Source organism: Pedobacter sp. GSP4 (assembly GCF_051857575.1).
GTDB lineage: Bacteria > Bacteroidota > Bacteroidia > Sphingobacteriales > Sphingobacteriaceae > Pedobacter.
This window is the reverse complement of record NZ_JBPZIR010000008.1, coordinates 107,396-122,086: the sequence shown is the minus strand read 5'-3', so window position 1 is coordinate 122,086 and position 14,691 is coordinate 107,396. Positions and strand designations below refer to the sequence as shown.

Annotated in this window: 9 protein-coding genes; all 9 read left to right on the top strand. The window is 39.1% G+C overall.

Annotated elements, in window-relative coordinates:
• Positions 1 to 12: 12 nt before the first annotated feature.
• The 9 genes from ACS5PU_RS18915 to ACS5PU_RS18875 all read left to right on the top strand — a co-directional run bounded on the left by ACS5PU_RS18915 (position 13) and on the right by ACS5PU_RS18875 (position 14,448).
• Positions 13 to 687, top strand: a complete 675-nt coding sequence (locus ACS5PU_RS18915) for a hypothetical protein (RefSeq protein ID WP_439460726.1) — start codon at positions 13 to 15, stop codon at positions 685 to 687.
• Positions 688 to 697: 10 nt separating this feature from the next.
• Positions 698 to 1,738 (top strand): DUF5007 domain-containing protein, encoded by a 1,041-nt coding sequence (locus ACS5PU_RS18910; protein WP_439460725.1) that lies wholly within the window; start codon positions 698 to 700, stop codon positions 1,736 to 1,738.
• A 35-nt stretch (positions 1,739 to 1,773) separates the two neighbouring features.
• Positions 1,774 to 4,947 carry a SusC/RagA family TonB-linked outer membrane protein gene (locus tag ACS5PU_RS18905; protein WP_439460724.1) on the top strand — a complete coding sequence of 1,058 codons (3,174 nt, stop codon included), beginning with the start codon at positions 1,774 to 1,776 and terminating at the stop codon, positions 4,945 to 4,947.
• Between the two features lie 12 nt (positions 4,948 to 4,959).
• Entirely contained in the window at positions 4,960 to 6,501 is a 1,542-nt protein-coding gene (locus tag ACS5PU_RS18900; RefSeq protein ID WP_439460723.1) for a RagB/SusD family nutrient uptake outer membrane protein, read from the top strand.
• Between the two features lie 70 nt (positions 6,502 to 6,571).
• Positions 6,572 to 7,315: a fasciclin domain-containing protein gene (locus tag ACS5PU_RS18895; RefSeq protein ID WP_439460722.1), complete on the top strand. Its 744-nt coding sequence runs from the start codon at positions 6,572 to 6,574 to the stop codon at positions 7,313 to 7,315.
• A gap of 30 nt (positions 7,316 to 7,345) precedes the next feature.
• On the top strand, positions 7,346 to 9,019 hold the full coding sequence (locus ACS5PU_RS18890) for a DUF5008 domain-containing protein (RefSeq protein WP_439460721.1): 1,674 nt from the start codon (positions 7,346 to 7,348) through the stop codon (positions 9,017 to 9,019).
• A 26-nt stretch (positions 9,020 to 9,045) separates the two neighbouring features.
• On the top strand, positions 9,046 to 10,788 hold the full coding sequence (locus ACS5PU_RS18885; protein WP_439460720.1) for a hypothetical protein: 1,743 nt from the start codon (positions 9,046 to 9,048) through the stop codon (positions 10,786 to 10,788).
• Positions 10,789 to 10,804: 16 nt separating this feature from the next.
• Positions 10,805 to 12,754: a M60 family metallopeptidase gene (locus tag ACS5PU_RS18880; RefSeq protein WP_439460719.1), complete on the top strand. Its 1,950-nt coding sequence runs from the start codon at positions 10,805 to 10,807 to the stop codon at positions 12,752 to 12,754.
• Positions 12,755 to 12,771: 17 nt separating this feature from the next.
• The gene (locus ACS5PU_RS18875; RefSeq protein ID WP_439460718.1) at positions 12,772 to 14,448 is read left to right on the top strand and encodes a LamG-like jellyroll fold domain-containing protein; all 1,677 of its coding nucleotides are present in this window, start codon (positions 12,772 to 12,774) and stop codon (positions 14,446 to 14,448) included.
• Positions 14,449 to 14,691 lie beyond the last annotated feature (243 nt).

The following is a 14,691-nucleotide window of genomic DNA, read 5'->3' as shown; positions in this document are numbered from 1 at the left end:
ATTAAGAAGATCATGAAAAAGAAATTATATAAGAGTAGCTTATTATTGCTGTTAGTGGTAATGGGCGTTTATTTAAGTGCTTGCAAAAAAAGCGATTCGGCTTATTACGATTATACCAATACGGTACAAACGTTTAAAGGTACCGCTATGGATTACCTAAAATCGAAGCCCAATACTTTCGATTCACTATTAGTGGTGTTAGACCGTTTTCCATTTGTAAAGGATTCTTTAACCAACCAGAAGGTAACATTGTTTGCTCCGGTAAATGAAAATTTTGCTGCATCGATAAAATATTTAAACCAAACCAGAAAGGCTGCAGGAAAAGCACCGGTTTATTTGAAGACTGCAGATCCAGCTCAACTTTTGTATATGCTTTGCAAGTATATCATTAGGGGTAACAGAACTACCGATGCTTATATCAGTAGTGTTGATGGCATTGCACTAAATACCATTGGCATAAATTATCCTATGCACATTAAAGCTGTAAAATCAAATGCCTCAGGCTATGTAGGTGGTGGTGCTACAACACTCGAATACAGTGATATGTACGGTTCAACAATAAAACTAGCTTGGATAACAACTAAAACCAATGCCGTCAACATTAAAGCTGATAATGCTACCATTAATATTTTGAGTCCGGTACACAATTTCGGATTTGATGAATTTACAGCCAGATTAGACCAATAGCCTTATGAAGATGAAAACGAATAAATACATCCTTGGTGTGGGTATCATGCTATCAAGCCTTATGCTCTTGCTAACATCGTGTAAGAAAAATTTACCTGATAATAGATTGTCTATTGCAGGTGATAGTCAATATACCCAATACCTTTATCAGCCTACTTTGGGTCGGAATACGCTGTTCACCAACAATTTTACCTACGGTAACTCCAGCCGTCCTCTGGATTTTAAAATTGTGAACATGCGCACTTTTGGTGGTGAGCCAGCTCCAGAGTTAACTAAACTTTATCCTGTAAAAGTGTGGAAAACCGCTTACGATGGAACAGAGAAATCGCTTGCCGAAATTGAAGCCAAGCGGGTAATCGAAAACCATCCGCTTTTCGAAGTGCGTCCGCATTCTGGCGAGTTTTTAATGTGGGCAGAAGCCAATTCAAATATGGTTAAAGCCCAGCCAGATTCAGGTTATGTTTTCGATGTGGAAATGTCTAATACCGGAGGTAGAAAATATTTTCAGAATATGCGCCTTATACCGCTGCGCGAACGCCCATATGAACCCTCACCTTTAGATCCGATTACCGGGCAGGGAACTGCTACTTCCGTTAGTCCATCCGGGATATATATCACTGGCGCCAAAACCAATCAGTTTTTATCATCAAGTGATGTAAAGGTTACCTTCAATAAACTTCCTAAAGGTTTACCGGGTTACTCAGGTCGCAGTATCAGTTTCAAATTTGTGGATACGCTGGCACAAACTATCGATCCAAATAAGTTTGCGCTAACCGATTGGGGGAATCTTGTACATGGCTTTAACATGATTAAGGATGCTACAAAGGTAAAATTCGATGTAGCCTATCCAATTCCTTTAACTGCATATCCAACAAAATACACCACCACTGATGGCAGTGCTGCCCGGGTAGTATTCAGATTTGACAGGCAGGCCTTTGGAGCCGTTTTACTTCACTGTTATGTTGCATTAAATTTTAAGATTTATGAAGAAGGCGATTGGGAAATTATTTTTCAGTTCAAGAACGATAAACCAAAATTTGATAACGACTGATGGAACTAACTAAATCAAAACAAAATATATTTCCAATGAAGTATTTTTACAGTATAGTAATTTTATTGATTTTTGGTTTGCACAATCTGGCCTGGTCACAACAGCTAATTGCGGTTTCAGGTACAGTTTATGATGGCGAATCGAAAAAGAAAGAAACTCTGCCAGGCGTAAGCATTTTAAGTGGCGGTAAGGTTCTAGCGCAAACAGATGCTGATGGACGCTATAGGGTATCTGTAGCCTCGAACGCTGAAATTACCTTTAAATATTTAAGTTATGTAACCCAAACGATAAAGGTAAATAACCGTACATTAATTAATTTAACCCTACAGGGTGATAATACCACACTTAAAGAGGTAACCGTAACTGCTGGTTACCAAACCAAAACAAGAACCCTAACAACTGGCTCTACAGTAACCATTTCGGGAAAAGATATCCAGGGTCAACCGGCAAGTGATGTAATGTCGCTTTTGCAAGGTAAAGTAGCTGGTTTGAATATCCAGAACAGTACAGGTGCACCGGGTTTTAGAGGATCTATCACCTTACGTGGTATTTCGAATATCAATGTTTCAGGTTCGGGCAGTTCTAGTTTCTTAACACCTACTTCACCATTATTTGTAATTGATGGTGTACCTGTTGATGATAACACGAACTACTCTTATGGTTTCCAGCAGGCTGGTCCAGGTGTATCGCCAATTTCTCAGATACCGCCAGAAGATATAGAAGATATTACAACTTTAAAGGATGCTGCCGCCACTGCGCTGTATGGATCGAGAGGTGCTTATGGGGTAATTTTGGTTACAACCAAACGTGGTAACTCAAAAGTGCCTGTGGTTCGCTACACTGGCGCCTCATTTTTCTCACTGGTGCCTCAACTGCGCACTGTAATTGGTGGTAGGGGAGAAAGGATGTTGCGTATTTCGCAGATTTTGCAAAATGATAGTACCTATAATCATGCAATAGATTTAATTAACTCATCGCCAATTCTGGCCGATAGTTTAAACGCTTACTTCAATAATTCTACCGATTGGCAATCTTATTTTTATAGAAATACCTTTAACCAAAGCCACAATGTAAATATATCAGGTGGTGATGTGGCTTTCAATTATAAAGTGGGCTTAGGTGCTTTTGATGAGACTGGTATACAGGAAAATACAGGATATTCTAGATATAACCTGAATATGAACATGCAGTATAACCCTACGCCAAAGTTTAAATTGGTTGGGCAACTACAAAACTCCATCCAAAAAGTACAAACAGGGAGTGGTAACGGGTTGTTAAATAGCGGTTTGGCAACTACAGGTACCGCATCAACATTACTGCCATCACCATCATTATATTCATCGCAAAGTGGTGTTTTGGCACAGCTCGAAACCGACAATGATAATAAATCGCTGCAAACTTTTGCAACGATTAACGCCGAGTACGAAGTTTTTAAAAATTTCAGGATCGCAACTTTCTTAAACTATACCAATAACTCCAATACAAAAGACAATTTTTCGCCAGCGGCTTTAAATGGTAATCAATCGCAATATTATACTTATAACGATCGGGCAACCAAATTGTATAACCGTAACCAGTTTTCTTACGTTTATGGCTTGAAAGATGCTGCCGGAGAGGATTCGCATACCTTCAATTTATTCGCATTTACCGAGATCAATTCGAGCTTTTTTAAGGCCGATGCCATTTTGAACCAAAAAGGCGTAAACGATCAGTTAAGAGGTCCTTTAACCAATATGACTGATTATCTTACCTCATTGGGTGGTACCATTGATTATAGAGATGATAGAAGTGTAGCTTTTGCAGGTGCATTTTCTTATAACTACAGACAAAAATATGTTTTAGACATTAACTATCGTTTAGATGCCAATTCTGCTAACGGAGAAAATGCCCGTTATATAGCTAATCCATCTGTAGCGTTAAAATGGAACTTTAACAAAGAGAAATTTATGGAAAACATTAAATGGGTTGATTATGCTGATATCCGTTTGAGTTATGGTTCTAATATTCAGCCTGTTGGTGGTATTTTTGATGCCTTTGGTAAATATGCCGGAGGTCCACGTTACAATAACAGCAATTCGATACTTTTAGATCTGGAAAGGCTGCCTAATTTAGACCTACAGCCAACTAAAGCTACTACTTATAACGCTGGTGTTGACTTTAGCTTATTTCAAAACCGTTTTTCACTAAATTTTGATACCTATTATAAGCAAAACGATAATATTTTCAGGTATAAAAATATCTCGGGTACCAACTCATTCTCCACTATTGCCTCAAACGAAATTAGTAACGTAAACTATGGCTGGGAGTTTCAGGCAACTGCCCGTCCATTAAACCCAACCAGTCCTTTCAAATGGACAATATCGGGTAACTTTGCCATTAACAGAGAGGTTTTGGCCCAACTGCCTGATGGTTTAAGGGACTTCATTTATTATGATAGAGATTTAGGCCAGGATATTTATTACCGTTTAGGTACCAATTCGCTTTCTAATTACCTGTATAATACCAAAGGGGTATATTCTACCAATGCGCAGGTACCTGTTGATCCCAACACTGGTTTACCTTATCGGGTAGGTGGTACCGGGAGGTTAAATTATTTTAGGGCAGGAGATCCTATTTTTACCGACTTAGATGGTAACTATGTACTTGACGGTAACGACAGGGTTATTGCAGGTAACTCTCAACCGCAGGTTACAGGTGGATTTTATTCGTACCTGCAATGGAAAAACTGGAGTTTAGAGATTAATACCTCATTTACTTTAGTGCGCGATATTATTAACAACCCTTTAGCAAAGCAGTTCCAAAATTTTAGTTCTCCGGCATACAATAATCCGCTAAAATCAGGAAGTTTAGTGCCTTTAGATCAGCTTAACTACTGGCGCACCGCTGGTGATGTTGCCACTTACGGTAATCCATTGGATTTTGTACGAGCTGGGATTATCGATCCGTACAGGCTTAACCAAACCGTGTTTCAGGAAGACGGTTCGTATTTTAAGCTAAACTCAATAAAAGTTTACTACATCTTTAATAAAAGCTTTACCAGCAAATTCGGTATGAACAGGGTAAGTATCAATGCTACAGCGGCTAACCTTGGTTTTATTACACGTTACAGCGGTCCAAATCCTGAAAATGTAACCAGTTTAGGTAGAGATGATTCGGGCGGTTACCCTTCGCCCAGACAGTTTACATTAGGTTTAAATATTGAGTTTTAAAATTGTAAGAAAATGAAAAATATTAAATATATAATCCTGTTTGCTGCGGTGGTATTTACCACGGCCGGGTGTAAAAAATTCCTCAATGTAACACCAATTGAAGCTCAATCAGGTAATAATTTTTGGAAAACACGAGAAGAGGTAGAGGGCTTTACAAATGGCATTTACGCCCGCTTAAGATCAAAAGTAGCAGGTACACCTCAGTTTTTTAGTGGGGATGACCGTGCCTTTTTTCCCGCATTGGAAATCCGTGGCAATAGTGTAAATGTAATCAGTATTGATAACGACGGAGCCAATACCTTTAATGCCTTAATAGGTAACAATATGAAGTTTATCATTTCCAGCAATAAGCGTTACGATAATTTGATGAAAAAAATTATGAGCTGGAAAGAGTGGTACGATGTGATAGCGGCGGCGAATATTATGTATTTCGAAATTGATAAGGTACCGTCATCCAGCTTACCAGATGCAGATAGAAAGCGGTACAAAGCAGAAGCTGTGTTTTTGCGTAACCTAAGCTATATGTTTATCTGCAAGTTATTCGGTGATGCGGTCTACTACACGGAAGCTTATCACAGTACGCCATTGGCCAGAACCCCACAGGTAGAAGTAATGAGAAAATGCATTGCTGATATGACAGCCGCTAAGGCAGATTTGCCCACTACATACAACGATGTTTCATCAAATGGTTTTAGACCTACCAAAGCAACAGCAGTTGCCCTGCTAATGCATTTAAATATGTGGGCTGCAGCATGGGATACCGCAGATAAGACAAAATACTATGAAGCGGTAAAAACATTGGCTGCAGAAATGGATACTTATACCAACTATAAGCTTTTACCCATTACGCCAGAAAATACCTTGAAAATTTTTAAAGGGCGGAGTACAGAAAACCTATTCGGCATATTACAGGATTTTAACTATGGTGAAGGCTTCTCCTTACCGGCGGGTTTCTCTTATTATTTTTCTCACTACCCTTATCGTGGTACGATAACCAAAACGGCAAGCTCTATGGCTTACAATAAAGATTACATCAGTAAGCTATATCCAGCTGGTATACCAGATGCCAGATTAACCACTTGGTTCGAAAACTATGATTCAGGAACAGGTACCTTTCAGTTTAAAAAGTTTGCAAATATTTATGCAACTGGTTCTGGTACAGCAATATCGGTTACTAGTGATGATAGTGCCATCATTTTCAGGCTACCTGATTGTTATTTATTAACGGCCGAAGCACTTGCTGAACTTGGTGATGAGGGCGGGGCAAGAAATTTTGTCAATAGGGTAAGAGAAGCCGCTACAGCACCTCCAATAGTTTTGGGCGGGCAGGACCTAAAAGATGAAATTTATAGAGAAAGATGCAGGGAGCTGATTGGAGAAGGACAGTTCTTTTTCGATCTGGTAAGAACAAAGCGGGTTGTAAATTCGGATTTTACGAAATCACCAATTTCTGTAGCTAACCTAAATGCAGGTGCGTGGACCTGGCCTTTAACCATTAGCGCTGATGAGCGTAGTGCAAACCCGTATTTAATAGGTAATAATTTTTGGAATTAATAGATATGGTGCAACTATCGGCAACAATTACAGCTGCCGATAGCATCATTAGCTTTTAAAATATAAGACAATGAAAAATAAAGATAAAATGCTATTATTTTCCCTAATCTGTATGCTATTGGCATTGGCCAGTTGCAAAAAGTACTATCAGGAAACAGGGGTTCATGAGGCAAAGTATAATGGAAACATACTGCAATACATGGAAGATAAAAAGCCCTTTTTTGATTCTACCTTAACTGTAATCAAATTGGCGGGTATGGCTGATGTGGTAAGCAAAGAAAATATCACGTTCTTCGCGCCACCAAGTGGTTCTATTTTTAAATCTGTTAAACAGTTAAATGTCTATTTAAGGGTGCAGGGTAAAGATACGGTATCTAAACTATCGCAAATCAAACCTTTGGTATGGAAGAACATACTTTCCCAATACATTTTTAAAGGGGCAAGCCGATTAAAAGATTATCCACAGCGCGATACTTTATCCTATCTGGCATATCCTGGTCAGGGCTATGCTTCTTACGGGAATAGGATTATGAATATTGGTGTCATTTTTAACGATGCTGTAGTTTATAATTCGGCAGGAGCAGAAATTTCGAGGGTTGCTTATGCAGGTTACCGTCAATTGTACCTGGCTTACATCCCCGATTTGTCTAATCCGCAGGTTTCATTGGTTAATATACCTGTAGCAACTTCGGATATACAACCTACAAACGGTGTTTTACATGTATTAACCAAGAGTAAGCACAATTTCGGCTTTAATACCAACACATTTATCGAACAGGCTATATCAGCAGGTATAGATCCGGCAACGCCATAGTTTAATATTTCACTCGAAAATTGAATAAAAATGTTAAATAACATAAAATATAAATTTAAGGCGCATTTGTTCTTGGCAACATGCCTCGTAGCAACTTTTGTTTCCTGCAAAAAACAGAATGGCCTAACCGAAGATCCTTATGCAGGAGGTAAAAAACCTTTGGATATCACTTTCGTAACTAAAACCATCGAACCGGATGTTGTAAATGCAGGTGAGGTATTAAGTGTAAAGGTAAAGGGCTTAAACAAGTACATCAACGATTTTAAAGTATATGTAAATGAAGTTGAAGCCGAAGTGGTTACTGCGGCAACAAACGATAGTACCTTAACCTTTAAAGTTCCGGTTACAGCCAGCACAGGCAGTATGTGGATTACCTCACAAGGACAAAGCTTTTTTGGCCCACTGGTTAAAGTAGGCGGTAAAGTAAGTGTAGATCCTACATGGAAGATCATTAATGGGGCTACAAATAGTACAGGTTCAAGCACTGTTTATGATGTAGAAGGTTTGCCAAATGGTAACTACTTCGTAGCTGGAGCCTTTAACAATTTTGAATTAAAGGGAACAGAAAAAGTGCCGATAGGTGGTATTGCACAAATAACGGGAGATGGGGCTTATACCACAAGTGGAGTTGCTTTTGGTAAAGCAGCTGGTGGTGCCGGCAAATACATCAATTCGATTACCAGGATTGCAACCGGTAGTCAGGCTGGTAAATTTATTATCGGAGGTAGTTTTACCGCTTTTAATTCTACACGTCCAAACCGTCAAACGTTAAATAATGTAGCGAGGTTAAATACCAACGGATCATTGGATAGTTTAATTCTTACCAATGTTATTAATCCAAAACCACAGGAAATTTACAAAAATGGCGATACCGTTAGTGCATTTAATGCCGGTGTGGATGGGGCTGTTAGAAAGACCTTTGTTTTTGGCGAACAGGTTTACCTTGTTGGTAATTTTAATAATTATAAACGGATGTATCTGCCAAACTCCAGTTATGATGAAAAGGTTTACGATTTAACGAGAATGCGCCAAATGGTTAGGGTAAACATGGATGGTAGCATGGATTCGACCTTTCATTATAACAAGTCTACCCGCCAAAGTGCTGTGGGAGCCAATGGGGTAATTCTAGATGCCATGATGCAGGCCGATGGAAAATTGATCTTGGCCGGTACTTTTACCACATTTAATGGTGTACAGGCCAATAGGATTGTAAGGCTGAACTTAGATGGTAGCGTAGACAACAGCTTTAGCGTGGGGGCAGGTGCAAATGGTGATATTTACTCGATCAGATACAACATCAATACCGATAAAATTGTAATTGGTGGCACGTTCACAACTTTTAATGGTAAGGCTGCGGCAGGCATTAATTTGCTAAATGCAAATGGCAGCAACGTAACTACTTTTAATGCACTGGCTATAACCGGAGGTATAACCACGTTTGTAGGGCAGCTTAATAACGGAAAAATAATTGTTAGTGGCTCTTTCAACAAATACGGCGACTATTTAAGGCAAGGGTTTATGGTATTGGAAAGCAATGGGCAATTGGCGCTTGGCTACAACAATACCGGAGGTTTTCAAGGGACTATTTACGATATGCTCGAAACCTCAATCAGTACAGGTTCGCAGGTAATTTTGGTAGGGGATATTTTGCGCTTCAACACCTTTTTACCACGCAACCTATTGCGCCTAACTTTTTCTAATTGATCAATATAGTTTCAGACATAATGAATATGAAAAAAGGATTTACATTAACTATCGCCCTAAAATGCTTTGGCTTGGCTTCAGTACTTGGGCTTATCCTTACGGCAACCGGATGTAATAAGGATTTTGAAAATACATTGCCCCAGACTTTTAAAAACGATACCGCGGGGTTGGGAGCAGGTAAAAAAGTGCTTTACATTGTTTTAGATGGTGTAACGGGAGCCGCAATTAAAACACTTGCACCAACCAATATCGCAACAATCAATGCTAAAGCATTATATACTTTTGATGGACTTGCTGATGATAAGCGGAATGTGATTACAAATGCCGCGGCATGGACAAATATGTTTACAGGTTACGATTACACCAAAAGCAATGTAACCACTGAGGATTTTGCCGGCCTAAATCTGGCAACTACGCCTACAATATTTACCCGTATCAAAAGTTCGCTAAGTATATCACGAACGGTATCAATTGCATCAACTCCACTTTTTAACGATAAACTGGCTGGTGATGCAACAATAAAACAGAACGTATCAGATGATGCAGCTGTTAAGGCCGGAGTAGTAGCTGAGCTAAACACAAATAACCCTACAATGGTGGTTGCACAATTTCATAGCGCCGATGTTGCAGGTGCAGCCAATGGATACACAGCAAGTACACCAGCCTATGCAACTGCAATTCAGACTATTGATGGGTATATTGGTGAGATTTTAACCGCATTAAAAGCCAGAAAAGGATATTCGGGTGAAAACTGGTTAGTCGTTGTCGCTTCCAACAAAGGAGGTGGCGTATCTGGTGGGGGCGCAGGATCTAATGTTTACACCGATCCTTCAAGAAATACTTATGTCGCATTTTATAACCCAAGGTTTTCAAAAACCCTGGTAAATCAGCCAGATCCAAGTTCTTATCCGTTTACAGGTTCGGCACTTCGCCTAACTTCAACTACGGCAAATAATGGAGTGGCTGTACTTTCTGATGCCAATATTGGGGATTTTGGAACAAGCGGCGATTATACTTTTGTGTTAAAAATAAGGAGTACAGCAAGTAGCGCAAGTAATTACGCTCATTTTTGCGGCAACATGAGTAACTACAGTGCCAGGGAAGGATTAAACAGTACCGGTTGGGATCTAATGACCTGGGGCGATTCTTATTACTTAAGCTTTGCAGGTGGTTATACTATTTCTGCTGGTGCTGTAATTAGAGATGGTAAATGGCATACACTTGCTTTTAAGTTATTTAGTGAAGGAGCTGTACGTTACGCCTCCTTATTTCAGGATGGCAAAAAAATTACCAGTGTAGATATTACCGGAAAAAATTTAACCAATCCTGCCGCCTTACACATGGGGGCTGGAAAAGCAACGAGTGCTACAGATGGTACTGATTTATGGTTTAGGGATATGGCTATATATAATTTCGCCATGACCGATGCAGACCTAATTACCAATATGAAAAAGGAGATTTCTTTTGCAGCGCCAAACCCGGATAAGCTATTGGGATGGTGGCCTGCTAACGAAGGTAATGGCTTGGTACTTAAAGATCTTTCGACGGCGAAAAAAGATTTTGCAGTAACCGGGAGTGCAAGCTGGGGGGCTTTTCTCGAAGTTTCGCCGGTTGTAGCGGGCAATATTACCGATCTGGCCTTTAAAAATGTACCAAATGGCATTGATATCCCTGTATTAATCTATAACTGGTTAAACATAGCTATACCACAACAATGGGGCTTAATGGGTAATTTATTTACCCCAACAATAGTATTATCAACCAACTAACTTTAAAATTGATAAAATGAAATTTAATCAGTTAACTAAAATATTTGGCCTTTCTCTTTTACTCGCATTTACCGCTTGTAAAAAATATGGCTATGAGGTACCAGATGGCTATCCAGACAATTCACAGAATGTGGCAGAAGGAACTATTGATACCAACATGAAAGTAATAGATAAGTCTATGTATGCTAAAGCCAGGGTTTTTCCTGGTTTGGTAGATCAATCAGAGCCAAGGGTTAAAGATGCACAGTTTACCCTGGATCTTAACTTTACCGATCAAACTGCACAGAATTTAAGAATCTCCGTAGCACCTTCACCACAATATAGTACAGGTTATTATGCTGCTCCGGGCGAACTTATCAAGTTAGTGGTTCCGGCGGGAGTAGAAGGACTAACAGTGCAGATAGGTTCGCATACCGATAACCTTTCTGGTAAATCGCCATTGCTACGCGATCCAATCATTTACAACAGAAAGTTATTGGTTGCAGGAGTTAATTACATACGCAACCTATATGGTGGGCATATTTACATCTTGGCTTCTTTTGCATACGCCAATCCTGTTACATTTACCATTAGCGGTGCTGTGGTGTCTCCCGATTTCATTTTAGGTCAAACAGTTGATGCTGATTGGGTTGCCAAAGTAAAAGCCTCACAAGTGCCTTGGCTAGAATTAAGGGCTAAACGCGTTATTTTTACGATTCCGAGAGATAAGGTTATTGCAACCTTTAACTCCAGCGAACCTTTTACCAATCCAACGGCAGTATTTACCAAATGGAACGATGTTTTCGATCTGGATTATAATGCATGGATGGGCTTATCAGATAATGCTCCCGATGTGAGAGACCGTAGTCCGCAAAGTCAATGGCGCGGTATATTAGATATCCAGTTAAGTAAAGGTTATGGCCATAGCGGTTTCCCTTTTGTAGGTTTAAACGATTCTTATTGGTTTGCGAGTTTTACAAGTCTCAACAGTTTAAATACCAGCAGCGGCCAATGGGGTACCTATCACGAGTTTGGTCATAATTGCCAGCAAGGTGATGTTTGGAGCTGGAGCACTTTGGGAGAAACCACCAACAACCTGTTCAGTTTTAAAGTAGCCAATAGAATTGGTGCAAATTATAATATTCTGCACCCTGCAGTATCAAGTGGTTTTCCTGAATCAATAACCTATGCCAGTGGTACAGGAGTCAAAAACTTTGATACCGATGCTTTTATGACAGACGATAGCAAGGGGCCTTTTAGAAGGATGACACCTTTTGTTCAGATTTTTGAAAAATATGGCTATGGTGCAATGACTTATCTATATTCAGAAGCCCGCCATGCAGATAGATTAAATTCGAGCGATATTACTAAGCATAATTTTGTCTACGAAAAATTATCAGACTATACAAAAGTTGATTTAGCACCATTTTTTGATGCATGGGGCATTTCAATAAGCGACGCTGTTGCAATTAAGGTATCATCAAAATATCCAATCTTAACTAATCAGGTATGGACATATAATGCTTTGAATAAAACAGGGGGAACAGCTGCAATTTCATTTGCACCAAGTGTTACTGTAAGCTCAAATCAATCAAATGAAGGTAGTCCAGCCGCTATGCTCGATAATAATACTGCAACTTACTGGCACTCGCAATATAGCCCTGCGCCAACAACAGCACAAGGCTATCCTTATACTATTGTGTATAGTGAGAATAAAAGGATGACAGTTAAAGGAATGTATTTTGTTCCGCGGAATTCTACCGCTCAGCGTGTAAAAAATATAGAAATATTAGTGAGTAGTGATAATATTGGTTTTACAAGTGTGGGCACTACGCAGATTCCAAATGCATTTTCACGTTACGAATTTGTATTTCCTAATGGGCCGGTATATGGTAAATTTTTCAAGATCTTATTAAAAGATGGTTGGAATACGCCCGTTGCCTCATTTCCTTATGCAGCAATGGCTGAGTTGGGTGTAATTAAATAAACGCTAAATTAAAGAAGATGAAAATTTCAAATAAATTTAAATATTATAGTGCTTTGGCATTGTTTATTCCACTTTGCTTCGCCGCGTGTAAAAAATATAATAATCCGGATGCGATTTATGAAGATTTGAAAACGAGTAATGTAAAACAAAGAAAAGTGCTCATTATTGGAATTGATGGTTTAGGTGGGGCAGAACTACAAGCTATTGCACCAACCAACTTTACAGCCATGCAAAAGAATGGTAAATACTCTTTTACTACCATAAAAGGTGTTTCTGACGCAGGGGGATGGGTAAGTTTACTAACAGGTACTGGTTTTGCAAAACACCAGATATTAGATGATAATTTTGAACGCTTACAGGATCGTGATGGAACAGGGCATACATCGATCACTTCTTACCGGAATGTATTAGATTATATTACCCAGTTTAAAACCGTTAAAACTGGTGTAGTAACACCATGGGCTAATTTACGCAAATACTTAAGTAACACGGATCTCGCACCTGTTGTAAGTTCGGATATTGCGGTTAAAGATAGTACAATAGCTTTGCTGAATGCCCAAACTAATTTAGGCGCATTGATCGTTAATTTTAGGGATGTAGTGGCAGCAGGAACAAATGGAGGCTATACAGCTTCTAATGCAACCTACAAAGCATCTGTAAATAAAACTGATGGTTATGTAGGAGATATTTTAACAGCTTTAAAAGCCAGAAAAAATTACGCTAACGAAGATTGGCTTATTATTTTAACCAGTAACCACGGCGGCAGCAGTGCCGCTCCAACCAGTGGTTTTATGTTGGCTTATCATCCTTTATTGAGCCAGTTAGAACTTAAAAAAACGGGCTTTACCACCATTAACTTTAAAACAAGCGCTATTACAGCCATAGTTCCAAATGATAATGGATTGTATAATATGGCCGATAATAAGGATTTTACTGTTCAGATGCAGACTAAATTTAATACCGCCAATAACTATCCACAATTTTTGGGTAAAAGTACATTACTAAACGGGTCTACTATGACGGGTTGGTTCTGGATGCAGGAAGGTAATACTTGGAATTTGGAGTTTGGCGGAAGTGGCAATGGTGGTGGTGGAAAACAGCAATTACAGATGTCGGGAGTTTTGGCAAATGGTTGGCATACACTCACCATGACTGTTAAATATGTAAACTCAACCACAAGAACGGCTTCAGCTTACGTAGATGGAGTACTTAAAAATTCGTACAATGTTAGTGCTTCGAAAAGCATAAATACTACCGAACCTTTAAAAGTTGGTGCATTTGGTGGCGAGTCTGACTTTTATGCTGCCAACCTATCTGTTTTTAACACCGCATTAGATGCTACCACAATAGCAAATAATGTTAGTTTAAAGGATATCAGTAAACATCCGAACTATGCAAATTTAATAGGCTTTTGGGCTATTGATGAGGGTGCAGAAGGCATTTTAGGAAATAAAGCACCAGGAGGATACAATATGTTTTTGGGTGGACAGTATAAGTGGACTCCACTGGGCATTGATGTTCCGGCTGGAACAACAGCTGATCCCACCTATGTACAAGGAGCAAAATCATTTGTATCAACTTTGGGCGATGCAACAGCACTTTCTCTTTATTGGATGAATATTAAAATTTTGAACGATTACGGAATAGATGGTAATCCATTCTTAAATCAGTTTGAGTTAGAATTTTTAAAATAATAGTTAGTTTAGTTAGTGAAACCCTTGCCTCCGGAGGAGGCATAGGGTTTTTTCTGTTTAAAAACACAACATTTAGAAAGAGGGCGGTAACTTAATGTCCTTAATCCCTTAATGGTAATAGGATGTTGAATAGCTTGATATGTAGAAAGCCCATACAGAACTTAATGTCCTTAATCCCTTAATGGTCAAATGGTGTATAAGCTAACATTAAAAATACTGTCTAAAACTTAATGCCCTTAATTT